Here is a 24588-nt window from a genome sequence, read left to right as displayed (position 1 = left end):
GGTCCTCCGCGCCAGGCCGGCCCGCGGATCAGGCGAGGGTGATGTTCTCGCCCTCGACCTTGACGTCCTTGGCCGCCAGCGGCCGGGTGGCCGGTCCGTTCTTCACCGAACCGTCCGTGATCGAGAACTTGCTGCCGTGGCAGGAGCAGTTGATCGTGCCCCCGTCGACGTTGGTCACCGGGCAGTTCTGGTGGGTGCAGATCGCGCTGAACGCCTTGAACTCGCCCTTGGTCGGCTGGGTCACCACGACGTCCTTCGCCGCGAAGATCAACCCGCCGCCGACCGGCACGTCGGCGGTCTTGGTCAGCACGTCCGCGCCGCCGCCGTTGTCCCCACCTGCGTTGGGATCGCCCGCCGGGTCGCTGCCGGCGGGCGCGCCCGCGTCGTCGGAACCGTCGGTGGAGTTGTCGGTGCCGCAGGCGGCGAGTACCACGGTCGCGCCGACGGCGCCCGCACCCAACAGCAGGGCGCGGCGGGTCTGCACCTGACCGGTCACGATCTGGTCGTCACTCATGCCTAGCCTTTCCTCTCGACTGTGGCGGCCGCGCCCGGACTGGTACTGCGGCCACGACAGTAGACACGCAAGATCGCCGGCAATGGTTCAGTTGGGCACGATTCAGACCGCGGACGCGGCCCGCCGTCCCCGAGCCGCCGGTGTGGTGGACTTGGCCGCGGCGGTCTTGCCCGTGGGCGTACCGCTCTTGGCCCCGGTGCTCTTCGCCGCCGCGGTGGTCTTGGCCGCCGTGGTGGACTTGGCCGCGGCCGTCTTCGGCTTCGCGGCGGCACCGTTGGCCTTCTCCGCCCGCGCGGTCGCCGCCTCGGAGCCCTTTGCCGCGCCCTTGAGCCCGAGCACCGGCCGCAGGAACTGACCGGTGTGACTCGTCGGGACCTCGGCCAGTTCCTCCGGGGAGCCGGCGGCGAGCACCAGGCCGCCGCGGTGGCCACCCTCCGGGCCCATGTCGATGAGCCAGTCGGCGGTCTTGATCACGTCCAGGTTGTGTTCGATCACGATCACCGTGTTGCCCTTGTCGACCAGGCTCTCCAGCACGCCGAGCAGCTTGCGGATGTCCTCGAAGTGTAGGCCCGTGGTCGGCTCGTCGAGCACGTAAACGGTCCGGCCGGTCGAGCGTTTCTGCAGCTCGGAGGCGAGCTTGACGCGCTGCGCCTCGCCACCTGACAGGGTCGGCGCCGACTGGCCCAGCCGTACGTAGCCGAGGCCGACGTCAACCAGCGTCTTGAGGTGCCGGTGGATCGCCGGGATGGCCGAGAAGAAGTCGGCCGCCTCCTCGATCGGCATCTGCAGCACGTCGGCGACGGTACGTCCCTTGTAGTGCACGTCCAGGGTCTCCCGGTTGTAGCGGGCACCCTTGCAGACCTCGCACGGCACGTAGACGTCGGGCAGGAAGTTCATCTCGATCTTGATCGTGCCGTCACCGCTGCACGCCTCGCAGCGCCCACCCTTGACGTTGAACGAGAACCGGCCCGGGCCGTACCCGCGCACCTTCGCCTCGGTGGTCTCCGCGAACAACTTGCGCACGTGGTCCCAGACCCCGGTGTACGTCGCCGGGTTCGACCGGGGCGTACGCCCGATCGGCGACTGGTCCACCCCGACGACCTTGTCCACGTGCTCCAGGCCGGCGACCCGGGTGTGCCGCCCCGGCACCATCCTGGCACCGTTGATCTGGTTCGCCAGGACCGCGTACAGGATGTCGTTGACCAGGGTCGACTTGCCCGAGCCGCTGACCCCGGTGACGGCGGTGAACTGGCCCAGCGGGAACGGCACGGTCAGGTTGCGCAGGTTGTGCTCACGGGCGCCGTGTACGACCAGCTCCCGGCCCGGCGTCTGCGGCCGGCGCTGCTTCGGGGTCGGGATCTTGCGCCGCCCGGACAGGTAGGCCCCGGTGACCGACTCCTGGTTGCCCAGCAGGTCCTTCACCGAACCGCTGTGCACGATCTTGCCGCCGTGCTCGCCCGCACCCGGACCGATGTCGACGATCCAGTCGGCGACCCGGATGGTGTCCTCGTCGTGCTCGACCACGATCAGCGTGTTGCCGAGCTTCTTGAGCCGGACCAGGGTCTCGATCAGCCGGTGGTTGTCCCGCTGGTGCAGGCCGATCGACGGCTCGTCCAGCACGTAGAGCACGCCGACCAGGCCGGAGCCGATCTGGGTGGCCAGCCGGATGCGCTGTGCCTCGCCGCCGGACAGGGTGCCGGCGGGGCGGTCCAGGGAGATGTAGTCCAGCCCGACGTCGACCAGGAAGCGCAGCCGGGCGTTGATCTCCTTGAGCACCCGCTCGGCGATCATCTTCTGCCGGTCCGTCAACGTCAGTACGCCCAACAGCTCGGCGCACTCACCCACCGACAGGGCGCAGACCTCGGCGATGCTCCGGCCGCCCAGGGTGACCGCGAGCACCTCCGGCTTCAGCCGGGCGCCACCGCAGGCGGCACAGGGCACGTCGCGCATGTAGCCCTCGTACTTGTCCCGGGACCAGTCCGACTCGGTGTCGGAGTGCCGGCGCTCGATCCACTGCACCACACCCTCGAAGCCGGTGTAGTAGGAGCGCTCGCGGCCGTACTTGTTGCGGTAACGCACGTGCACCTGGTCACCGGAGCCGTGCAGGATCGTCTTCTGTGCCCGCGAGGGGAGCTTGCGCCACGGGGTGTCGAGGTCGAAGTGCTCCGCCTCGCCCAGCGCCTCGAGCAGGTGCAGGAAGTATTCGAGGGTCTGCCCGGAGGACCAGGGCTGGATCGCGCCCTCGCGCAGGGTCCGCTCCGGGTCCGGCACGATCAGCTCCGGGTCGACCTCCTTCTTGGTGCCCAGGCCGGTGCACTCGGGGCAGGCGCCGTACGGGGCGTTGAAGGAGAAGACCCGCGGCTCCAGGTCCTCGATCGCGAGCGGGTGGTCGTTCGGGCAGGCCAGGTGCTCGGAGTAGCGCCGCTCCCGGTCCGGGTCGTCCTCGGCCAGGTCGACGAAGTCGAGCAGGACCAGCCCGCCGGAGAGGGTCAGCGCGGACTCCACCGAGTCGGTCAAACGCTGCTTGGCCGAGGCCTTGACGGTGAGCCGGTCGACCACCACCTCGATGGTGTGCTTCTCCTGCTTCTTCAGCTTGGTCGCCGGAGCCTCGCCGATGAACTCGGTGAGCGGCTGCACCACGCCGTCGACCCGGGCGCGGGCGTAGCCCTTGCCCTGAAGCTCTGCGAAGAGGTCGAGGTACTCGCCCTTGCGGCCCCGGATGACCGGCGCGAGCACCATGAACTTGGTGCCCTCCTTCATCGCCAGCACCCGGTCGACGATCTGCTGCGGGCTCTGCTTGGAGATCCGCTCGCCGCAGACCGGGCAGTGCGGCTCGCCGACGCGGGCATAGAGCAGACGCAGGTAGTCGTAGACCTCGGTGATCGTGCCCACGGTCGACCGGGGGTTGCGCGAGGTGGACTTCTGGTCGATCGACACCGCCGGGCTGAGCCCCTCGATGAAGTCGACGTCCGGTTTGTCCATCTGACCGAGGAACTGCCGAGCGTACGACGACAGCGACTCCACGTAGCGCCGCTGGCCCTCGGCGAAGATCGTATCGAAGGCCAGGCTCGACTTGCCCGAGCCGGAAAGCCCGGTAAAGACGATCATTGCGTCCCGCGGCAGGTCGAGACTGACGTCACGCAGGTTGTGCTCGCGCGCGCCGCGGATGATCATGCGGTCGGCCACTGTCCGTGTACTCCCGGGAGAAGAAAGCGAGAACTCGTCCGTTCGGACAAGCTACTGCGGCTTGAAGAGGTTCTGCGGTTGGGTCGAGCTTCTGCGGTTATGCCCAGCTTCCGGGTTTCGCCCCGTTTCGGTGATCTTGCCGCCGAAGTCACTGGTCTTGCAGACGCCAAGAATGCGCCTCGGCAACTTTAGCCCCGAGGTACGACACTTTCTCCCAGCCGTACGTTCCCGCTGGTCAACGCCGTGGCATCGCCGAGCGACTCCCCGGCCTACGGACGGATCCGGCGGTCCGACCGGGTCCGCCGCCGCCCCGCCCGCGCCTCGGCCGCCAGCCGGGCGTCCCGGCGCCGGGTCTCGAACGCCACCTCGCGTTGCAGCTTGCACCAACTCTCCCACCGACGCGGGGTGAGCCCACCGTCCTCCAGCGCGGCCCGGACCGCGCAACCAGGCTCCACCTGGTGCGCGCAGTCGTCGAACCGGCAGGCCGCGGCCAACTCCGCCACGTCGGCGAAGGCGTGGTCCAGGCCACCGGCCGCGTCGAGCAGCCCGACCGCCCGGATGCCCGGGGTGTCCAGCACCGCTCCCCCGCCGGGAATCGGGATCAACGCCCGGTGGGTGGTGGTGTGCCGCCCCTTGCCGTCCACCCCCCGGATCCCCTGGGTGACCATCACGTTCGTTCCCGCGAGCGCGTTGACCAGCGTCGACTTGCCCGCACCAGACGGTCCGAGCAGCGCCAGCGTGCGGCCGTACGCGACCTGCGGGCGCAGGTCGGACAGGCCGGCGCCGGTCTGCGCGCTCACCGCCAACACCGCTACGCCGGGCGCCACGTCGGCCACCTGCGCGGCCACCGCCGCCGGGTCGGCGACAAGATCACACTTCGTCAGCACCACCAGCGGCTCCGCCCCCGACGCCCAGGCCAGGGCGAGCAGACGTTCGATCCGCGCCATGTCCGGCGTCGGATGCATCGGCTCCACCACCGCCGCGGCGTCGAGGTTGGCGGCCAGCACCTGACCGGTGGCGGCCTTGCCAGCGGTCCGGCGCACGATCGCCGTACGCCGGGGCAGCACCGCCTCCGCGGTGACCCGGTCGTCCGGCCAGACCCGGACCAGCAGCCAGTCCCCGGCGCACGGCAGGCGGGCCGGATCGGCGGCGGCACCGGCCAGCACCGCCCCGGCCAGACTCGCCCGGTACGTCCCGTCGGCGCACAGTACGGTGCACACCCCGCGGTCCACCCGAACCACCCGGCCCGGCCGCAGGTCATCGTGCCTGGAGTACGCGCTGTGAAGCGCGGCGTCCCAGCCCAGGGACGCGAGATCAAACCTCATGTCAACCCTCGTCAGAATTGGTGAACCGGGATGCGGGAGACGCGCACGGCGACCGGCATGATCCCCACCTCCCTCCAACTCCCGGGTGACGCGTTCAACCCGAACGGTAAGGGCTGCCTACGATCCACCGAAAGCCATTTCCGGGTACGGCCCGCCGACGGCCACCGGCAGGGCGCGGACGACTAGGGTCGAAACGTGACCGTTGACCCATTGGTTCTGATCGCCGAGGTGGACCGCGCCACGGAGCGGCTGCTCCGTACCGCCGGCACGCTCGACCGGTCCACCCTCGCCGAACCGTCCCGACTGCCCGGCTGGAGCCGCGGACATGTGCTGACCCACCTGGCGCGCAGCGCCGACGCGCTGGTCAACCTGCTCACCGGTGCCCGCACCGGCCAGCACGTCCCGGCGTACGCGAGCGTGGCCGCCCGGGACGCGGACATCGCCGCCGGTGCCGGCCGCGAACTCGACGCCCATCTCGACGACCTGCGCGGCGGCGCGAAACGGTTCGCCGAGGCGTGCGCCGCGATGCCGCCGCAGGCCTGGACGGCGGTGGTCAGGTCACACCGCGGCGACCGGGTGGCGGCGATGCTGGTCTGGACCCGCCTGCGCGAACTCGAGGTGCACCACGTCGACCTCGACGCCGGCTACGACCCGGTCGACTGGCCCGAGGGCTTCGCCCAGCGGCTGCTGCACGAGGCAGCCGGTGACCTGGCCACCCGCGACGACGTACCAGCGCTGGCGCTGCGCCCGACCGACGCCGGCCGCACCCTGACCATCGGCCCGGCCGGTGCCGGACCGACCGTCGCCGGACCGGTGCACCTGCTCGCCGGCTGGCTGATCGGCCGGTCCGCCGGTGCCGGGCTTACCGTCACCCCGAACGGCCCCTTGCCCACCCCACCGGACTGGATCTAGAGGTACGAGATGAGTTACCGCGGAGATGTCTCGCCCGGCGGCGCGCCCGACGTACGGGACCTGGACGACCTGACCATCACCAAGGTGTCGGTCGGGCCGATGGAAAACAACGCCTACCTGGTCCGCTGCCGCACCACCGGCGACCAGGTGTTGATCGACGCCGCCAACGAGGCGCCCCGGCTGCTGGAACTTGCCGGCGAGACCGGGCTGAGCCACGTGATCACCACCCACCGGCACATGGACCACTGGGTGGCGCTGGAAGAGGTGGTGGCGGCCACCGGCGCGATCAGCCTGGCGCACACCGCCGACGCCGACGGGCTGCCGATCGACTCGGAGACGCTGGTCGACGGGGACACCGTACGGGTCGGCGGCTGTGCCCTGGAGGTGATCCACCTGGTCGGGCACACCCCCGGCTCGATCGCCCTGCTCTACAGCGACCCCGCCGGCATCCCGCACCTGTTCACCGGCGACAGCTTGTTCCCCGGTGGACCTGGCAAGACCACCGATCCGGCCCACTTCGACAGCATCATGAACGACCTGGAGACCAAGATCTTCGGTCGGCTGCCGGACGAAACCTGGTTCTACCCCGGTCACGGACGGGACTCCACCCTCGGCGTCGAGCGCCCCTCCCTCCAGGAGTGGCGAGCCCGCGGCTGGTAGACGTCGCGCACCAAGCTCCGGTTTCCAACCACGAACGCCCCGACCTTCGAGAAGGGTACGGGGCGTTCGTGGTTGGTAGCATGGCCTGCTCTGCTGATTGTTCCGCCTCCACCAGTTTGGCTCGCGCACGACGTGCCGTGGTGACTTCGCTGGGGACGTCGGGGCGAATTCCCGGGTCCACCCAGGACGAGGCTGTCGCCGGTGAACACGAGCAGGATGCTGGTGGTCAAGCAGGGTTCGCGAGTGTCAGAGTTCGAAGAGGTCCTTGAGGGCTTCGACGATCCGGGACATGCTGGCCCCGGTGGCCATGCCGACCCGCTCGACACCGGCGGCGGCCGGCACCCGGCGCATCCGGTTGACCACCACCACACCGGTCATCGGGTCCGTCTCGGCCAGCGGTACGACAAACGGCGGCAGTTCCGAACTGCCGCGCTGGCGGACGATCGGCGCACAGTACGGCGAGGCGCTGGGCCGGTCGTTGTGCGCGTCGCCGGAGAGCACTATGACGCGGTAACGCACCTTGCTGGGATCGCCGACAGTCCAGATCTCACCGCGGTTCACGCCGCCTCGGCCAGGTCATTCCAACCCGCTTCGAGGTTGTCGGCGAGCCGGTCGAACCCGTCGAGCTCGTCGCGTACGTCCGGGTTGGCGGCCAGCCACTCGTCCTGCCGGCGGGCGGCGTCGCGCATCGCCTCCCGACGGGCGGCGCGGTCGATCCACGCGGACAGCGACATGCCCTCCTGGCCGGCGGCGGCACGCGCCCGGGCCAGTGTGTCCGGGTTCAGACTCAACGTGACCTTGTCTGCCATACGGGCCACCATACTCGTGGTGGTACGGCCGGGGGTACGTCTTCCCCGAGGCCGGTACCCCCGCGTGTCACCACCTGCCCCGCCACGGCGACGACAACCGCGCCCGGTCCGCGCGCTTCACCACCTGCGTCCGATTTTGGGCAGGTCAGCGGGCAGGGGCTAACCTCGGCGGGTGAACTGGCTGGACATCATCGGTTGGCTCGGCTCCGCGGTACTGGTCTGGTCCCTGCTGCAGACCCGCGTACTGCGGCTGCGCGCGTTGAACCTGGTCGGGTCCCTGGTCCTGATCGGGTACAACACCGCCCTGCAGGTCTGGCCGGGGGTCGGGCTGAACGTGGTGATCGCGATCATCAACGTCTGGTACCTGCGCCGGATGCTCGCCACCCGGCACGACGAGCGGACCTACGAGGTCGTCGAGGTCGGCACCGACGACGGCTTCCTGGCCCACACGCTGCGCGTACACGGGGCGGACATCGCCCGGTTCAACCCGGGCTTCCGCTGGCACGGCGCCGACCCGGACCGGACGGCCTTCCTCGTCGTACGCGCCGACGAGGTGGTCGGGGTGGTGCTGGTCGACGGCAGCGGCGGGGAGGTGGCCCGGGTGGAACTGGACTACGTGACCCAGCGGTTCCGGGACTTCACCCCCGGCGAGTTCGTCTACCGGCGCAGCCGGCTCTTCACCGACCGGGGCTTCCGCCGGGTGGTGACCCCGCCGGGCATGGTCGCCCCGTACTACGACCGGCTCGGTTTCCGCCGCGAGGGCGACTCGTACGTGCTCGACCTTCCGGCGGTCAGCTCAGGAGCTGCAGCACGTCCATCCGACTGATCTCCGCGTCCTCGACCGAGTCGCTGGCCGAACCGTGGTAGCTGGCCACCACCCGGAACCGGTCCGCCGGTAGGAACACCCGCCCGGGGTCGCCGACCAGCACCCGCGCACCGCGTGCCGCGGCCCGCTCCAGGAACGGCAGCATCCTGTCCGCCAGTGCCCGGCGGTAGAAGACGTCACCGGCCAGGATCAGGTCCGCGTCGAGCCCGTCGCCGTCGAGCAGGTCACCGTCGGCCTGGCGTACGTCGACCCGGTTCGCCCGCGCGTTCATCCCGATCACGGCCAGGGCGTACGGGTCGATGTCGTTCGCGGTCACCGAGACCGCCCCGGCCAGCCCGGCGGCGATCGCGGCCAGCCCGGACCCCGCGGCCAGGTCGAGTACGCGCAACCCGGTGACCGCCTCGGGATGGTCCAGTACGTACCGGGCGAGCGCCTGCCCACCCGGCCACGCCGACGCCCAGTACGGCGGCGGCAACACCGCACCGGCCTCGGCTTCCATCCTGGCCCACCAGACGATGGCGTCCTCGGCCAGGTGCAGGCGCACCTCGGGGACGAACGGCACCTCGACGAGCCGGAGCCGATCCAGTCCGCCGGTGTCCGTCGCGGAGATCTTGGTTTCGAGATCGGCCAGCGGGCCCGCCATCCGTCTCGTCACGGGTCCAGCATGCCGTAGAGCGGCCCTTCCGGCCCCGGTTATCGCCCTGACTGTCGCCGAGCCGCGACTTCGCCGCGCATCAACCGGGTCGGAACGCTAGTGTCGGTGAGGTGTGGGACGACCACCGTCGCACACCTGTTAAGGAGATTTGAATGGCAACCGGCACCGTGAAGTGGTTCAACTCAGAAAAGGGCTTCGGCTTCATCGAGCAGGACGGTGGAGGACCGGACGTCTTCGTCCACTACTCCGCCATCGACAGCCAGGGTTACCGCGAGCTCAACGAGGGCCAGAAGGTCGAGTTCGAGGTCACTCAGGGGCAGAAGGGCCCGCAGGCGGCGAATGTCCGGCCGATCTGAGCCAGCTGCGCCGGGCACCGAGCAGCACGACCCAGCCGACGGTCAGGCCGATTCCGACCGTGGCGACCAGCGTGAACGACTCTCCGGGCAACAGTCCACCGAGTGAGTTCGCCGCTGTGCCCAGCAGCACGTACAGCCCGGCCCAGAGCGCGGCACCGAGTGCCGCACAGGAGACGAAGCGACGGTAGGACATTCGTAGACCGCCGGCGGCCAGTGGCAGCAGCGCGTTGAACACGGGCAGGAACGGGGCCACCATCACCATCCGGCCGCCACCGCGGTTCAGGATGCCCTCGGCGGCGGCCCACCTCGCCTCGCCGATCCAGGCTCCGATCCGACCCTGCCGGATCCGGTCGCCGAACAGCCGGCCGGCGAGGAAGCTCAACGACCAGCCGACCACGCAACCGGCAATCACGCTGAGGTAGGCACCGGCGGGTCCGCCCGGTCGGCCGGTGCCCACCACGGCGAGTACCGCGATGTCGCCGGGTACCAGCACGCCCACCAACGGGATGGCGTCGAGCAGCATGACCACGCCGAGCCCCGCCAGGTACAGCGCACTCGGCAGCTCACCCAGTTGCGCCAGCCAGTCAGCCATGCCCACACCCCTGCTGCGCCATGACTACACCGTAGGCGTGCCGGCCAACATTTCCCTCCGGGACAGACCCCTCGATCGTGCTCGAAACCCCTGATCCCTCTCAGGGTCGTCCCGGATTTCCTGGTTGGACCCGAAACTGTCTCGCCATTGATTGCTGTCTTCGCCTTGACCGACTACGGTCAGCGCCCGTGGACGCTGACTTCCTCATCATCGGCGGTGGGATAGCTGGCGCCAGCGCGGGCTACCACCTGGCCGCGTACGGGCGGGTGGTCCTGCTGGAGATGGAGAAGGTCGCCGGCTACCACGCGACGGGCCGCTCGGCCGCACTGTTCTCGGAGTATTACGGCGGGCCGGTGGTGCGGGCGTTGACCTCGGCCAGCCGCTCCTTTCTGGATGATCCGCCGCCGGGTTTCAGCACCACCCCGCTGCTCACCCCGCGGGGCGTCCTGGCGCTCTCGCCGGCCGGTGAGGACGCGAGCTTCGACGCGGCGCTCGCCGACGAACTCGCCGCGCCGACCCCGGCCCGCGAGATCGACCTGGACGAGGTGCAGTCCTACTGCCCGATCGTCCGTCCGGGCCGCTACCACCGGGCGATGGTCCGCCCCGCGGCACAGGACATCGATGTGGACGCGTTGCACCAGGGCTTCCTGCGGGGCATCCGGGCGGGCGGCGGTCGGGTGGTCCGGTCCGCACGGGTCCGGTCGCTGGTCCGGGTCGTCGGCGGCTGGCGGGCGGAGACCGACGCCGGGGACTTCACCGGTGGGCTGGTGGTCAACGCCGCGGGTGCGTGGGCCGACCAGGTGGCGGAACTCGCCGGCGTACGGCCGGTCGGTCTGACGCCGCTGCGGCGTACGGCGTTCCTGGTGGACCTGCCGGACGGGATTAGCGCGGCGCGGTGGCCGATGGTGTCGGACGTGGCGGAGACGTTCTACTTCAAACCGGAGTCGGGGCGGCTGCTGATCTCCCCGGCCGACGCCACCCCGACCCCGCCGGGTGACGTACGCCCCGACGATCTCGACATCGCGATCGGCGCCGCCCGGGTCGAGGAGGCCACCACCCTCACCATCCGCCGGGTGCACCACGCCTGGGCCGGGCTGCGGACCTCGGCCGCCGACGACGTGCCGGTGGTCGGCCGGTCCGCGGACGCGGAGGGATTCCTCTGGCTTGCCGGCCTGAGCGGGTACGGCATGCAGGTCGCGCCGAGCCTCGGCCGCCTGTTGGCGGCACTGGTCAGCGGCGGCACGGCACCCGATCCGGGCATCGACCCCGCCCACGTCGCCCCCGACCGCTTCCACTGAAGCGATCGCGGCCGCGGCCCTGGCCGCTGACACCGACCCGACCGTCCGCCGCCCTGGCCGCTGACACCGACCCGACCGCGGCCGGCCATTGCCGCCGACGCCGACCACCACGGCTGGCCATTGCCGCGGAGATCGACCCGGCCGCGGCTGTCCATTGCCGCGGACACCGACTCGACCGGTGGGTGCGCCATTGCCGGTCATCGCCCGGCGGCGAGCAACTCGCCCGGAACGGGCGCGTCGGCGCCCGCCACGTCCGGGACCGCCACATCGGAACCGGGGACGTCGGATGCGCGCCCGTCCCGGGCGTGGGTCGGCGGGCGGGTCGGCAGATCGCGGCGTCGCCGCAGCGGCCCGACGAGCAGGATCAGACCGCTCAGCGGCAGGCACGCCGTCATGATCCACATTGTCGGCCGGATCCCCAGCCCGGTGCCGAGCGCACCGGCGAGCAGCGCACCGAACGGGATCGAGCCGAGGTTGAGCAGCTGCATGCTGACGGTGACCCGGCCGAGCAGGTGGTGCGGAGTGTACGTCTGCCGGAACGTCCCCTTGATCACGTTGCCGGCGACGATCCCGGCACCGACGAGCACACCCCCGGCGACCATGAAGCCGAGCCTGGGACCGGGCGCGGTGAGCGGGATGAGCAGCCCGAAGGGCGCCGCGCCCAGTTCGGACAGGAGCAGGCCACGGGCGGTGCCGAAGCGCCGGGCGAGCCAGCTCGCGGCGGTCGCGCCGAGCACCCCGCCGAGGCTGGTCAGGGCGATCAGGGCGCCGACCAGGCCCGGACTCACCCCGACCTCGCGGACCAGGAAGACCACCAGGATCGCCTGGTAGCCGACCAGGGCGATGTTGCTGGCCGCGCCGAAGACCGTCAGCACCCGCAGGTAGGGGTCGAGGGCCACGAAGCGGATGCCGGCGTGGATCTGCCGGCGCAGGTTCTCCCGGTGCGGGTCCGGTGCGGGCCGGGCTTCGGGCGTACGGATGGACCAGAGGCACAGCGCCGAGACCAGGAAGCTGGCCGCGTCGGCGAGCAGCGCGGACGCCGCGCCGACCAGTTGGGCGAGCAGCCCGGCGAGCCCGGGGCCGACCACCTGGGCCCCAGACTCGGTGCCCTGCAGTTTCGCGTTGCCCTCGGCCACCTGCTCGGGTCGCAGCAGCGTGGGCAGGTAGACCTGGTAGGCCGTCTGGAAGAAGACGCTGGCCGTGCCCGCGCCGAGGGCGACCGCGAGCAGGTGCCCGATGCCCAGTACGCCGAGCCAGGCGGCGACCGGCACGCTGAGGAACAGGACCAGGCAGGCCAGGTCGGCCAGGATCATCACCGGCCGCCGAGGCAGCCGGTCCACCCAGGCACCGGCCGGCAGCCCGATGAGCAGCCAGGGCACCCAGGCGGCCGCGGCCAGCACCGCCACCTGGAAGGTGCTCGCACCGACGGTGGCGACCGCCACCAGTGGCAGTGCCACGCCGGTGACGCTGCTGCCGAGCTTGCTGGTGGTCTGTCCGATCCAGAGCAGCCGGAAGTCCCGGTGCCGCAGCAGGCCCCGGCGCGGGGTCGGGTCGCCGGTCACGGCTGCGCCGGTACGCCGTGCGCGAAGACGAAGACCGGCTCCCGGCGCTGGCCGTCGTCCGGAACCTCCCGGTTGGCCCACCGGTCCAGCAGCCCGATCAGCTCGCCACCGAGCTCGGCCAACTCGCCCGGGGTGAGGTGCAGCCACTTGTCGGTGGAGAACGGCCCTTCGGTCCACTCCTCGGCTCGGGCCTCGGCCGCCGCCCACCAGGCCCGGACGAGCCCGGCGTGACGGTCGAGGTTCAGCGACAGCGAGGCGTTGAAGACCGCCATCGCGGCCGGGTCGTGGACGAAGTCGGCCTGCGACCAGCGCACCCCGGCGGAGACCGGGCGCCACCACCGTTCCCGCCGGTCGCGGGCCAGTTCGGGTGCCTCCTCGACCAGTTCGCTGGCGGCCAGCACCTTGAGGTGGTGGCTGACGTTGGCCACCGCCTGCCCGGTCCGGTCGGCGAGCGAACTCACCGTGGAGGGTCCGTCGACCTTCAGCGCGTCCATCAGCCGGCGGCGCAACGGGTGCGCCAGGGCCGCCAGCACCCGCGAGTCGGTCACCTGCCGGATTTCTGCCTTGTCTTCCATGGCACGGAGTCTGACATCAGCAACAGGCATTGCGCAAGAGTTATTGCGCAATGCCTGTTGCTGATCGCTGGACTGGTTGGGCTCTCGGCTTATTCGCCCTCGGCAGAAGGGCGCCGGCCGGGGCGCCCGCCCGCCTAGCGTGGGCGTATGGAGAGGACTGCGTTGGTCATCGGAGCGACCGGCCAGGTCGGCCGGGCGACCGTACGGGCCCTGGTGCGTGACGGCTGGCAGGTCCGGGCCGGGTCCCGGGGCGGGCGGGGCGGGCCACTGTGGCCGCTCGACTGGCACGTGCACCCGGTCCCGCTCGACCGGGAAGACGACGACGAACTGGCCGAGGCGGTCGGCGACGGCTGCGACCTGGTGGTCGACACGGTCGCGTACGGGGCCCGGCACGCCCGGCAACTCATCGAACTCTCCGACCGGATCGGCTCGGCGGTGGTGCTCTCCAGCGCCGCGGTCTACCTCGACGACCGGGGGCTGGGCTTCGGCGCCGACGGGGTGGCCTTCCCCGTACCGATCGCCGAAACCCAGGCCACCATCGCCGCGGGCACCGGGGACTACGCGGCCGAGAAGGCCGCCCTGGAACGCGAACTGCTCGACGCGGGCGCGGTCCTACCCACCACCGTGTTGCGCGCCGGGGCCATCCACGGCCCGCACACCGTGCACCCCCGCGAGTGGCACTTCGTGAAGCGGGCACTGGACCGCAGACCGGCCCGGGTGCTCGCCTACGGCGGCGAGAGCCAATTCCACCCGGTGTCCACCGCCAACCTGGCCGAACTGGTCCGGCTGGCCGCGTCCGAGCCGGGTGCCAGGGTGCTCAACGCCGCCGACCCGGAGGCGCCGACCGTACGGGAGATCGGCGCCGCCATCCATTCGGTGCTCGACCACTCGGCCGACGAGGTGCTGATCGACGGCCCCTCGCCGGCCCCGCCGGTGGGCGAGACACCCTGGTCGACGGCGAACCCGGTGGTGCTCGACATGAGCGTGGCCCAACGGCAGCTCGGCTACCGCCCGGTGACCGACTACCTCCGGTCACTGCCGGAGACGGTGAGCTGGCTGGTGGACGCCACCCGCGACCGGGACTGGCGTGACGTCTTCACCGACCTGCTGGAATATCGGACCGACTACTTCGACTACGCCGCCGAGGACGCCTGGCTGGCCCGGCACCGCTGACCGGCGGACGGTCGCCGGCTCCGGGCCAGGTGCGACTCAGTTCTGCAGGTAACCCTGAGAGACGCGGGCCTCGGCCAGCAGCCGGGAGAACGCGTCCGGGTCCGGCTCCACCAGCAGTGGCACGGTCGCACCGCCACCCAGGGAACGTAGGTAGTTGAATTCGACCGGCCCGATGTGCCGGACCTTGCCGCTGTCGTGCACGAGGAAGATGGGGCTCGGGTTCTGCGTCGTGCTCTGGATGAGATACATGGGACGGACCTTTCTGGTCGCCGATCTCCTAGTTGTCGATGATCCATCTGTGCCGGCGCCGCACCGGAGCCGGCGGCGCCACCTCCGACTCGGCCAACTTCAACGCCCGGGAGACGATCGCCGGCTTTTGGGCGATGATGGCGGGACCAGGGCAATTGGGATGTCCCCAGTCGACCCCGTTCTCGGCCCCCATGCTGTGGTGGCCGAGACCCCGCCCCGATGGACTGGTGGCGATCTGCAGTGGGATGTCGTAGACCTGGTTGGCGCGCACGAGCAGGCGCGCGTTCGCCTCGATCTGTTGTGGGGTGAGTGCGCCCGGGACGAAGCCCTCGTTCTCGACGCTGAGCCATGTGGGGTTCCCGGACCGTTGAGCCCAGGATCGGATGTCGGTGTCCACCATCTGTGCGATCCGACCGTCCTTCGCGACTACGAAGTGTGACGAGACGTTGGCCGTCGGGTTCTTCTGCCAGGCGATGGTGCCCTCGAAGTAGCCCTCGGCGATGTGCAACACGATGCCGCGGTGTTCGGTCATCCGGTCGCTGGCCTCATTGCCGTTCTTGTCGCCGTCACCGGAGTTGACGGTGGGACCACGCCAGGTGGCGAGATCGGTCCAGAGTGCCATTGAATTTCTCCTATCGGCGCGTCTTACCCAAATGGATTGACAGTGCCGATCGTCCAACCTGTCCGACTTGAGAGTATCGTCGCCCATACGCCGCTGACCAGGGCAAATGCATGCCATCTTCTGTCGGGCGCACGTCAGATCGACTACCGGCGCGGTGCCAGCAGTCGATCTACGACCAGATATCGATCACAAGGGACGGTGGACCAGGAGAGCCGCCCCGGTCAGAATCCGAGGCACTCGCACTCGGTCATCAACGTACGCACGTTGTCCGTGTACCGGATGTTCGAGACCTTGAGGTCGTACGTCCCGTCCGACTTCTCCACCAACACGGTTCCCGGCCCCATGTTGTACGCGGAGATCACCGCGTTGAGCATGCACGGATCGACATGATCGACACAGTCCGTAGCCGAGACGCCATAGCCCAGCCCACTCAGGTCACCCAGGTACTTGATCAACCAGGCCAGGTAGTTCGCGCCGAGTTTCGCGTTGTCCCCGTAGTCGCCGATCCGGTACGACTGGCCGAACCGGTTGTTGACCTGATCCGCCGTACCCGGCATCACCTGCATCAGGCCGACCCCGCCGTCACAGGCCTCGATGTTGGACTGCCAACCGCTCTCCTGCCAGGCGACCGCCTTGACCAGGTTCAGCGGGACCTTGATCTCCGGCGCCGAAGTGGGCCAGTACGTCACGTTCGCCGCGGCGGTCAGCGCCGCCTTCGACTCCGCCCGACTCGCCTGCTCGCCGACGTACTTCGGCCCGCTGCAGCCGGCCGGTGCGGGCCGGACCGCGGGCGGGGGCGGCACGTCCTTCTTCGGCACCGGCTTCGGCGGGGCCTTCGGTTTGGTCGGCTTGGGCTTGGGAGTGGTCTTGCTCGGGCTCGGCGACACCGACTTGGTCGGCCCGGTGCCCAGACCCTCGGCAACCGGGCCGGACGGCGGCGGGCTCGGCTCACCGGTCGATCCGGAGACGGTCACCCCGACCGGCGCGGCCACCCGATCGCCGGTCGGCGAGTCACCGCCACAGCCGGCCAGCAGCACGGCAAGCGACACCGCACCCGCGGCCAGTCCGATCCGGCGCGTCGATCCAGTCATCGGAGCCCTCCCCCGTCGAGTCCGAGCCGCACCCTAACAAAGGAACGACGACCGACCGGGACCTCGACCGGCATGGATCACCAACCCAACGGGCAGGGATCACGAACCGATCGGTTGAGTCTTCGGCGGCGCGGAGCCGCGCACCGCCCGGTCACGAGTGGCCCAAGCCACCATGAATACCGCCGTCCAGAGCACCCCGAGCAGGATCGACGTGACCGTCTCGCTGGCCGAACTCCAGCCGACGTAGAGCCGCGCCGCCCCGACCATCAACACCCCGACCGCCGCACCCGTCCAGGCGGCAACCGCGAACGGCCACCGGTTCTGCCGAGCGAGCAACCAGGCCAGCGTGCACAGGCTGGCGGTGACGATCGCGTTCTGGTTCGGGAACGCCGCCACCGCCGCACCGGCCTCCTCGGGCGTGCGCTGACCCGGTTGGGTGAGGTCCGCGACCAGGGCCAGCAGCACCAGCGGCAGCGACGCACCGACCGTGCCCACCACGCTGACCAGGTCCGCCTGCCACGGCCGGGACCGCCAACCGACCAGCACCGCGACCAATGCCACCGCGATGATCAGGAACGATCCACGGAAGATGTTGAGTACGGTGATCGCCGCGTCGGCCGTACCGCTGGCACGCTGCTCGGCGAACCACTGCGCGATCGCGTGGTCCACCACGTACAGGCCGCTCTGGTGGACCACCACGTCGACCAGGTACGCCAGCCCCAGACCGGTGGCGAACAGCAGCCCGAGCCCGGCGAGCAGGTTGATCAGCAGGGTCCAGCCGGGACCGATGTGCATCGCGAGCAGGAAGAACAGCACCCCGTAACGGCCGGCCAGCCAACGCACCGGTGGCAGCGCACGGGCCCGGCCCAGTAGCGCGCGTACCGGATCGGGGTTGCGGCCCAGCCACCGCCCGCCGAGCACGATCACCAGCACCGCGACCAGCAGCACCAGCACCGCCCCGGTCGCCTTGCCGAGATAGCTGGAGACGGTCTCGTACGACTCGCCGGCCAGGTAGCCGACCACCACCGAACCGCCGACCCAGCTGACCACCCCGGCCAGGTTCCACGGCGCGAACCGCCGGTACGGCATGCCGGCGTTGCCCGCGAGCCGCGGCACCAGCGTCCGCGCGTACGCGATCCAGCGCGCCGCCAGCACCGCGCGCCCGCCGAGCCGGTCGAGCATCTCGTCGGCCTTCGCCCACCGGCGCGCGCCGATGCGCTGTCCCCACTTGCTCGCCCGAATACGCGGCCCGTGCCGCCGACCGCTGCGGAACGCCACCGAGTCCCCGAGCAGCGCCGACGAGATCATCACGACCAGCGCGGTGCCGAGATCCAGGGTGCCGGTGTAGGCCAGGAACCCGACCAGCAGCAGAGTCGCCTCACTGGGCACCAACAGTCCCAGCACCAACAGCCCGGTCTCGCCCCCGACCAGCGCCGCGGCGACCAGGTAGACGAGCAGCGGCGGCAACTGCTCAAGCAGTGTCACCACCGTATGCATATCCACCCCCGGACCACGCCGGCCAGCATGCCAGCCCGGAACAACCCCATGACAGCGGTTTGGAGGAGATCCCGACCACCTCAAGGGTGACCCCGACGCAACCGCGACGAAGGAGGAGGGAGGATAGTGACATGCAGACCCGCGCCGACCTACGCAACGTCGCCATTATCGCTCACGTTGACCACGGCAAGACAACCCTGGTCGACGCCATGTTGCGGCAGTCCGGGGCGTTCAGTGCCCGGGCCGAGATGGCCGACCGGGTGATGGACTCGATGGACCTCGAGCGGGAAAAGGGCATCACCATTCTCGCCAAGAACACCGCCGTTCGCTACGTGCCGGCGGACGGCTCCGACCCGGTCGTGATCAACATCATCGACACCCCCGGCCACGCCGACTTCGGCGGCGAGGTCGAACGCGGTCTGACCATGGTCGACGGCGTGATCCTGCTGGTCGACGCGAGCGAAGGCCCGCTGCCGCAGACCCGGTTCGTGCTCCGCAAGGCCCTCAAGGCCCGGATGCCGATCATCCTCGTGATCAACAAGGTGGACCGGCCGGACGCCCGGATCAAGGAGGTGCTCGACGACACCTACGAGCTCTTCCTCGACCTGGACGCCGACGAGGAGCAGATCGACTTCCCGATCGTCTACGCCTGCGCCCGCGACGGCATCGCCTCGCTGACCCAGCCCGCCGACGGCACCGTCCCCGGCGACAGCACCTCCCTGGAACCGCTGTTCCACACCCTGCTCGGCACCATCCCGCCGCCGTCGTACACCGAGGGCGCCCCGATGCAGGCGCACGTCACCAACCTCGACGCCTCGCCGTTCCTCGGCCGGCTCGCCCTGTGCCGGGTCCGCGAGGGCACCATCCGCAAGGGCGAGACCGTCGCCTGGTGCCGTACCGACGGCACCACCGAGCGGGTCCGCATCTCCGAGATGCTGATGACCGACGGCCTGGAGCGCAAGCCCGCCGAATCCGCCGGACCGGGCGACATCATCGCCGTCGCCGGCATCCCCAACATCATGATCGGCGAGACGCTCGCGAACCTCGAAGACCCGCGACCGCTGCCGCTGATCACCGTCGACGAGCCGGCCATCTCGATGACCATCGGCACCAACACCTCGCCGCTGGTCGGCCGGGTCAAGGGCTCCAAGGTCACCGCCCGCATGGTCAAGGACCGGCTCGACAAGGAACTCATCGGCAACGTGTCGCTGCGGGTCCTGCCGACCGAGCGACCGGACGCCTGGGAGGTGCAGGGCCGCGGCGAACTGGCCCTGGCCATCCTGGTCGAGCAGATGCGCCGCGAGTCGTACGAGCTGACCGTCGGCAAGCCCCAGGTCGTCACCCGGGAGATCGACGGCAAGACCTGCGAGCCGGTCGAACGGCTGACCATCGACGCACCGGAGGAGTACCTCGGCGCGATCACCCAGCTCCTCGCCACCCGCAAGGGCCGGATGGAGCAACTGGTCAACCACGGCACCGGCTGGATCCGGATGGAGTGGCTGGTACCGGCCCGCGGCCTGATCGGCTTCCGGACCGAGTTCCTCACCGACACCCGGGGCACCGGCATCCTGCACCACGTCTTCGAGTCCTACGAGCCGTGGTTCGGCGAACTGCGTACCCGCAACAACGGCTCCCTGGTCGCCGACCGCTCCGGCGTGGTCACCCCGTTCGCGATGATGAACCTCCAGGAACGCGGCACCCTGTTCGTCGAACCGACCAGCGAGGTCTACGAGGGCATGCTGGTCGGTGAGAACTCCCGCGCCGACGACATGGACGTCAACATCACCAAGGAGAAGAAGCTCACCAACATGCGCTCATCCACCAGTGACGAGACGGAGAAGCTGATCCCGCCGCGCAAGCTGTCGCTGGAACAGGCCCTCGAGTTCTGTCGCGAGGACGAGTGCGTCGAGGTGACCCCGGCGGCCGTACGGCTGCGCAAGGTCGTACTCGACCAGAACGCCCGAGGACGGGCCGCCGCCCGCCGCAAGCACGCCGGCTGACCAAAGCCGCAGCACACCACGGAAGATCCGCCGATCGGCTACGGTCGGCGGCATGACCTGGGACAGGCTCGACCGTGAGCTGGCCGACACGGCCGGCACGGTCTCGGTGTACGCGGGCCGGCTCGACACCGCGCCCGCGTACACCCGGCTGCCACAGCAGACCCACTACGCGGCCAGCACGATGAAGGTCGCCGTACTGGGTGCGCTCTACCGGGCCGCCGACACCGGCGCCCTCGACCCGGACGCCCCGGTGCCGGTCGAGAACGAGTTCGACTCCGCCAAACCCGGCGCGCCCCGCTTCCGGTGCGGCCCGAGCTACGACAACGACCCGGCCGTCTGGGCCAAGGTGGGTGGCCGAGCCTCTCTCCGCTGGCTCGCCGAACGCATGATCGTCCGATCCAGCAACCTGGCCACCAACCTCGTCCTCGGACACGTCGGCCTGCCCGCCGTCGCCGCCGTCTGGGCCCTGTCCGGCGCCCGGCACAGCCACACCGGACGAGGCATCGAGGACTTCGCCGCCCGCGACGCCGGCATCGACAACCCGGTCACCGCCGCCGACCTGGCCGCCCTGCTCGGCACCATCGCCCGCGGCACCGAGACGCCCGGCCCCCTGGCCAGCCCGGCAGCCTGCACCACGATGCTCCAGGCCCTGCTCGGCCAGGAACACCAGGAGGACCTCGCCGCCGGGCTACCGGACGGCACCCGGGTCGCGCACAAGAACGGCTGGGTACGCGGCGTACGGCACGCCGCCGGGGTGGTCTTCCCCGACGACGCGCCCCCGTACACCGTGGTCGTCTGCACCAGCGACCACCCGGACGGCGGCGACCCGGACACGGCGGCCCGACGGCTCATCGCCCGGGTTTCCGCGACCGTCTGGGCCACCCGCCGCGATCTCACGCCGACACCGCCGAGCTGATGATCGCCGGCCGATAGGGTGCCGAGCATGGCCATCGCCTCGGTCCGCACCCATCGGCTCACCGCCCCGCTGCACACCCCGTTCGTCACCGCGCTGCGCCGGGCGACCACCGTCGAGACGCTCGTGGTCGAGATCGTCGACGACGACGGACGCTCCGGCTTCGGCGAGGCACCACAGGTCTGGCAGGTGACCGGCTCCTCGATCGCCGGGGCCGAGGCATGCGTGTCCGAACTGCTCGCCCCGCTCCTGGTCGGCCGGGACCCCGACGACCTCGTCGCCCGCTGCACCGAGGTACACCGGGCCGTCGCCGGCAACGAGGCCGCCCGCGCCGCCACCGACACCGCCCTGCACGACCTGGCCGCGCGCCGCTTCGGCGTACCCCTGGTCCGGCTGCTCGGCGGCACCACCCTGCGGGTGCCGACCGACGTCACCCTGGCCGCCGGTGAAGCCGGCGCCCTCTCCGCCGCCGCCACCCGACGGGTGACCGAGGGCTTCACCGTCCTGAAGATCAAGGTGGGTACGGACGCCGCCGGCGACCTGGCCCGGGTCCGCGCGGTCCGGGCCGCCACCGGACCGGACACCCGGATCCGGCTCGACGCCAACCAGGGCTGGACACCCCGGGAGGCGGTCCGCGTCATCCGGGGCATCGAGGACGCCGGCCTGGACGTGGAACTGGTCGAGCAACCGGTGTCCCGCTGGGACCTGGACGGGCTCGCCTGGGTCAGCGACCGGGTCACCGTGCCGATCCTCGCCGACGAGTCCGTCTTCGGGCTGCGCGACCTGGTCGCGGTGATCCAGCGACGGGCAGCCGACATGGTCAACGTCAAGCTGGCCAAGTGCGGCGGCCTCGGTGCCGCCCGCGGCCTGCTCGAACTGGCCGCCGCGCACGGAATGGGGACCATCGTCGGCTCGATGATGGAGAGCCAGATCGGGGTCGGCGCCGCCGCCAGCCTGGTCGCCGCGTACGGCACCACCGCCGTCTCCGACCTGGACGCCGCCTGGTGGCTCGCGTCCTCACCGGTGCGGGGCGGCATCCGGTACGCCGACGCCTGTGTCCTCCTTCCCGACGCACCCGGTCTGGGCGTCGACGGCGTGAACTGACGCCGCCCACTGCGCAAGACGACTTATTGCCGCTCGTTCGGCTCTTCCGTAGGGTCGGCCGGGAAGACCGGGAGAGGGGTCCCCGCTGATGGCGCAGGCTGGAGCAGCAACGCAGGCCGCCAGGACATCGCAGGTCGGAACGGCATCGCAGGTCGCAACGGCATCGCAGGTCGCAACGGCATCGCAGGTCGCAACGGCATCGCAGGTCGCAACGGCATCGCAGGTCGGAACGGCATCGCCGGCCAGCATTGCAGCACCGTCCGGGACGACACTGCGGGCCGGACAGGAGGCGGTGGTCCGGGTGGCCGTCGCGACCCTCTGGGCCGGGCCGGAGGCGGTCCGGCCGGTGGACGAGCCGGCGCTCGCCCCACGGACCACCGACATCCCGGCCTGGATCTCCGCGATGACCGCGGACCAACAGGTCGGCGACTGCGTGCTCAGTCAGTTGCTGCTCGGCGAACGGGTGCTGATCGAGGAGATCCGCCCGGACGGCTGGGCCCGCCTGATCGCGACCGAACAACCCGCCGCCAAGCTCGACCCGCGCGGTTATCCCGGCTGGCTGCCGGTGGAACAGCTCGCCCCCGCCACCACCGACCCGGCCGGCGAGGAACCCGTCGTGGTCGACGCCACGGTCACCGCACTGTTCGCCACACCGGACGGCGACCCGGTGCTGCCCGGCGTGATCCTCGGGACCCGGTTGACACCGGCCGGCCCGGCCCGCGACGGCTGGAGCCCGGTGTACGCCCCCGGTCACGACCACCCGCTCTGGCTGCCGGCCGACCACCTCGCCCCGGTCCCGAGTCGCCCGCCGAGCGCGGTCGAGGTGCTCGCGGTGGCGAACCGCCTGCTTGACGTCATCTACCTGTGGGGCGGGGTGTCCGCGTACGGGATCGACTGCTCCGGGCTGGTGCACCTGGCCTGGCGCCGGTTCGGGGTACGGCTACCGCGTGACGCCGACGACCAGGCGAACGCCACTACACCCCTGCCCTTGGGTGCCGAACGCCCCGGCGACCTCTATTTCTTCGCCCGCCCCGGCCGCAACATCCACCACATCGGCATCGTGACCGCCGAGCCGGGCTACGGCGACAACCGACGCATGCTGCACGCCTCGTACACCCAGCGGCGGGTGCTCGAGGAGTCGCTCACCGAGGACCGCCGAGCCACCCTGGTCGGGGCGCACCGGGTCCGTCCCTGCACCGACTGACCCGGCTCGCGCCGTTACCCGGCGCCGTCCCCGTCAGCGGCCCGCATCGGCGAGTTGCTTGCGCCGGTCACTGGCTGATTTCAACAGGCTGGCCACGGTGGCGACACCCAGCGTGCCGAGGATGACCACCAGGGAGAGCCAGATCGGTACGTGCGGTGCCCAGCCGACGTGCTCACCGCCGTTGATGAACGGCAGGTTGTTGTCCGCCAGTGCCTCCAGCACCAGCTTGACCCCGATGAAGCCGAGCACCACGGCCAGGCCGATGTTGAGGTAGACCAGCCGGTCGAGCAGCCCGCCGAGCAGGAAGTAGAGCTGGCGCAACCCCATCAGCGCGAACACGTTGGCGGTGAAGACCAGGTACGCGTTCTGGGTGATCCCGAAGATCGCCGGGATGGAGTCGAGCGCGAAGATGAGATCCGTGGTGCCGATGGCGATCATCACGACCAGCAGCGGGGTGAACATGCGCTTGCCGTTCTCCCGTACGGTCAGCCGGCCACCGGCGAAGTCCTTCGAGATCGGCAGCGCCCGGCGGCTCCACCGGATCAGCAGGTTCTCCTTGAAGTCCTCTTCCTCCGGCTCACCCTGCCGGAAGAAGTTGATCGCGGTGTAGACCAGGAACGCACCGAAGATGTAGAAGACCCAGGAGAACTGGGAGATCAGGGCGGCACCGGCCGCGATGAAACCGCCGCGCATCACCAGCGCCAGCACGATGCCGATCAGCAGCACCTTCTGCTGGTACTGCCGGGGCACCGCGAAGCGGCCCATGATGATGACGAAGACGAACAGGTTGTCGACCGAGAGGCTGTACTCGGTGAGCCAGCCGGTGTAGAACTCGCCTGCCGTGGACAGGTCCGTGGTCAGCCAAAGTCCGACCCCGAAGAGCAGGGCGAGCGCGACATAGAAGCCGACCCAGAGACTCGACTCGCGGATACTCGGCTCGTGCGGTCGGCGCCCGATGATCAGAAGATCAACGGTCAGCACCGCGCCCAGCGCGACCAGCGTTACGACCCACACCCAGGTGGACACGTTCAAATCATTCCTCCGGCAGACACTCGGCACACCCGAAACGGCACACCCGTACGGGCGTGCCGTGGCTGGTGGTGCCGAATGTGGTGACTGTCGGAGGTCTCTTCCGCCACCGGCGCCCGGAGCACCGCTCCGACTGCCGCTGACCGACGGGCCGGGTCGGCCACCGGACCAGCCGGAGGTAGACCGTGTTGACGACGCCGCCGCAGGGGAATACTCCCCTCCTTGCCGCCATCATCCCCCATCCCGGACCGTTCAGACACCTCGGGCGCCTGCGTTCTTCCCCACCCCCCACCCCACACCCCCTAACCCTTCCTAGGAGGCTAGGCGCCGTCCCGTCCCGTCCTGCCCCACCCACCCGCTCGTCGATCTTGCAGTTGTGGCTGTTGACATCTGCGAATAAGGCGCACAATCCGGGCACCACAACTGCAAGATCGAC

Annotated in this window: 23 protein-coding genes and 1 pseudogene; 10 read left to right on the top strand and 14 right to left on the bottom strand. The window is 70.5% G+C overall.

Going from position 1 to position 24588, the window contains the following annotated elements:
• Positions 1–28: 28 nt before the first annotated feature.
• The 3 genes and pseudogenes from AB0J90_RS31900 to rsgA all read right to left on the bottom strand — a co-directional run bounded on the left by AB0J90_RS31900 (position 29) and on the right by rsgA (position 5025).
• Positions 29–514, bottom strand: a complete 486-nt coding sequence (locus AB0J90_RS31900; protein ID WP_363602287.1) for a Rieske (2Fe-2S) protein — start codon at positions 512–514, stop codon at positions 29–31.
• 270 nt (positions 515–784) lie between these two features.
• Positions 785–3700: pseudogene (gene uvrA / locus AB0J90_RS31895) on the bottom strand (excinuclease ABC subunit UvrA); the annotation flags it as partial.
• Between the two features lie 269 nt (positions 3701–3969).
• The gene (rsgA, locus tag AB0J90_RS31890) at positions 3970–5025 is read right to left on the bottom strand and encodes a ribosome small subunit-dependent GTPase A (RefSeq protein WP_363602285.1); all 1056 of its coding nucleotides are present in this window, start codon (positions 5023–5025) and stop codon (positions 3970–3972) included.
• A gap of 195 nt (positions 5026–5220) precedes the next feature.
• Between rsgA and AB0J90_RS31885 the strand changes: the two genes are divergently transcribed.
• A complete protein-coding gene (locus AB0J90_RS31885) occupies positions 5221–5937 on the top strand; it encodes a maleylpyruvate isomerase family mycothiol-dependent enzyme (protein ID WP_363602283.1) in 717 nt (238 codons plus the stop codon).
• 9 nt (positions 5938–5946) lie between these two features.
• Entirely contained in the window at positions 5947–6597 is a 651-nt protein-coding gene (locus AB0J90_RS31880) for an MBL fold metallo-hydrolase (protein WP_363602281.1), read from the top strand.
• A gap of 246 nt (positions 6598–6843) precedes the next feature.
• Here AB0J90_RS31880 and AB0J90_RS31875 read toward each other — a convergent pair whose 3' ends face one another.
• Both AB0J90_RS31875 and AB0J90_RS31870 read right to left on the bottom strand, forming a co-directional pair.
• Positions 6844–7158: a type II toxin-antitoxin system PemK/MazF family toxin gene (locus AB0J90_RS31875; protein ID WP_363602279.1), complete on the bottom strand. Its 315-nt coding sequence runs from the start codon at positions 7156–7158 to the stop codon at positions 6844–6846.
• Positions 7155–7406, bottom strand: coding sequence for a hypothetical protein (locus tag AB0J90_RS31870; protein WP_329102196.1), 252 nt, complete (start codon positions 7404–7406; stop codon positions 7155–7157). The genes AB0J90_RS31875 and AB0J90_RS31870 overlap by 4 nt, the downstream gene beginning before the upstream one ends.
• Before the next feature lie 172 nt (positions 7407–7578).
• Here AB0J90_RS31870 and AB0J90_RS31865 point away from each other — a divergent pair, with 172 nt between their 5' ends.
• Entirely contained in the window at positions 7579–8232 is a 654-nt protein-coding gene (locus tag AB0J90_RS31865; RefSeq protein ID WP_363602277.1) for a YgjV family protein, read from the top strand.
• On the opposite strand, the gene AB0J90_RS31860 is transcribed toward AB0J90_RS31865, so the two are convergent.
• Entirely contained in the window at positions 8198–8875 is a 678-nt protein-coding gene (locus tag AB0J90_RS31860; protein WP_363602376.1) for a 50S ribosomal protein L11 methyltransferase, read from the bottom strand. The two genes, AB0J90_RS31865 and AB0J90_RS31860, sit on opposite strands and share 35 nt — an antisense overlap.
• A 164-nt stretch (positions 8876–9039) precedes the next feature.
• Here AB0J90_RS31860 and AB0J90_RS31855 point away from each other — a divergent pair, with 164 nt between their 5' ends.
• Complete coding sequence (locus AB0J90_RS31855; protein ID WP_326556917.1) at positions 9040–9243, top strand: cold-shock protein; 204 nt, start codon at positions 9040–9042, stop codon at positions 9241–9243.
• Here AB0J90_RS31855 and AB0J90_RS31850 read toward each other — a convergent pair.
• Complete coding sequence (locus tag AB0J90_RS31850) at positions 9194–9835, bottom strand: VTT domain-containing protein (RefSeq protein ID WP_363602275.1); 642 nt, start codon at positions 9833–9835, stop codon at positions 9194–9196. The genes AB0J90_RS31855 and AB0J90_RS31850 overlap by 50 nt on opposite strands.
• Before the next feature lie 188 nt (positions 9836–10023).
• Between AB0J90_RS31850 and AB0J90_RS31845 the strand changes: the two genes are divergently transcribed.
• A complete protein-coding gene (locus AB0J90_RS31845; RefSeq protein ID WP_363602273.1) occupies positions 10024–11133 on the top strand; it encodes an FAD-binding oxidoreductase in 1110 nt (369 codons plus the stop codon).
• 197 nt (positions 11134–11330) lie between these two features.
• Here AB0J90_RS31845 and AB0J90_RS31840 read toward each other — a convergent pair whose 3' ends face one another.
• Together AB0J90_RS31840 and AB0J90_RS31835 are read right to left on the bottom strand one after the other, a co-directional pair.
• Positions 11331–12695: an MFS transporter gene (locus tag AB0J90_RS31840; RefSeq protein WP_363602271.1), complete on the bottom strand. Its 1365-nt coding sequence runs from the start codon at positions 12693–12695 to the stop codon at positions 11331–11333.
• Positions 12692–13270, bottom strand: a complete 579-nt coding sequence (locus AB0J90_RS31835; RefSeq protein WP_363602269.1) for a helix-turn-helix domain-containing protein — start codon at positions 13268–13270, stop codon at positions 12692–12694. Before AB0J90_RS31835 ends, AB0J90_RS31840 begins: the two co-directional genes overlap by 4 nt.
• A gap of 147 nt (positions 13271–13417) precedes the next feature.
• On the opposite strand from AB0J90_RS31835, the gene AB0J90_RS31830 reads away from it, so the two are divergent.
• The gene (locus AB0J90_RS31830; RefSeq protein ID WP_363602267.1) at positions 13418–14443 is read left to right on the top strand and encodes an NAD-dependent epimerase/dehydratase family protein; all 1026 of its coding nucleotides are present in this window, start codon (positions 13418–13420) and stop codon (positions 14441–14443) included.
• A gap of 36 nt (positions 14444–14479) precedes the next feature.
• Here AB0J90_RS31830 and AB0J90_RS31825 read toward each other — a convergent pair whose 3' ends face one another.
• The 4 genes from AB0J90_RS31825 to AB0J90_RS31810 form a co-directional block, all read right to left on the bottom strand.
• Positions 14480–14692 (bottom strand): hypothetical protein, encoded by a 213-nt coding sequence (locus tag AB0J90_RS31825; protein ID WP_363602265.1) that lies wholly within the window; start codon positions 14690–14692, stop codon positions 14480–14482.
• A gap of 28 nt (positions 14693–14720) precedes the next feature.
• Positions 14721–15314 (bottom strand): peptidoglycan recognition family protein, encoded by a 594-nt coding sequence (locus AB0J90_RS31820; RefSeq protein ID WP_363602263.1) that lies wholly within the window; start codon positions 15312–15314, stop codon positions 14721–14723.
• A 221-nt stretch (positions 15315–15535) separates the two neighbouring features.
• Positions 15536–16405, bottom strand: a complete 870-nt coding sequence (locus tag AB0J90_RS31815) for a transglycosylase SLT domain-containing protein (RefSeq protein ID WP_363602261.1) — start codon at positions 16403–16405, stop codon at positions 15536–15538.
• A gap of 99 nt (positions 16406–16504) precedes the next feature.
• Positions 16505–17902: a VTT domain-containing protein gene (locus AB0J90_RS31810; protein WP_363602374.1), complete on the bottom strand. Its 1398-nt coding sequence runs from the start codon at positions 17900–17902 to the stop codon at positions 16505–16507.
• A 131-nt stretch (positions 17903–18033) separates the two neighbouring features.
• Between AB0J90_RS31810 and typA the strand changes: the two genes are divergently transcribed.
• From typA to AB0J90_RS31790, 4 genes are all read left to right on the top strand, one after another.
• Positions 18034–19902 (top strand): translational GTPase TypA, encoded by a 1869-nt coding sequence (gene typA / locus AB0J90_RS31805; protein ID WP_363602259.1) that lies wholly within the window; start codon positions 18034–18036, stop codon positions 19900–19902.
• A gap of 52 nt (positions 19903–19954) precedes the next feature.
• On the top strand, positions 19955–20818 hold the full coding sequence (locus tag AB0J90_RS31800) for a serine hydrolase (RefSeq protein WP_363602258.1): 864 nt from the start codon (positions 19955–19957) through the stop codon (positions 20816–20818).
• Between the two features lie 27 nt (positions 20819–20845).
• Positions 20846–21919, top strand: a complete 1074-nt coding sequence (locus tag AB0J90_RS31795) for a dipeptide epimerase (protein ID WP_363602256.1) — start codon at positions 20846–20848, stop codon at positions 21917–21919.
• A gap of 301 nt (positions 21920–22220) precedes the next feature.
• Entirely contained in the window at positions 22221–23123 is a 903-nt protein-coding gene (locus AB0J90_RS31790; RefSeq protein ID WP_363602254.1) for a C40 family peptidase, read from the top strand.
• 33 nt (positions 23124–23156) lie between these two features.
• On the opposite strand, the gene AB0J90_RS31785 is transcribed toward AB0J90_RS31790, so the two are convergent.
• A complete protein-coding gene (locus tag AB0J90_RS31785) occupies positions 23157–24155 on the bottom strand; it encodes a TerC family protein (RefSeq protein WP_363602252.1) in 999 nt (332 codons plus the stop codon).
• Positions 24156–24588: the final 433 nt, after the last annotated feature.

This window comes from Micromonospora sp. NPDC049523 (assembly GCF_040676775.1).
In the GTDB taxonomy this organism is placed as follows: Bacteria; Actinomycetota; Actinomycetes; order Mycobacteriales; family Micromonosporaceae; genus Micromonospora_G.
Note: the sequence above shows the minus strand (reverse complement) of the source record. Positions and strands in the feature narration are given on the sequence as shown.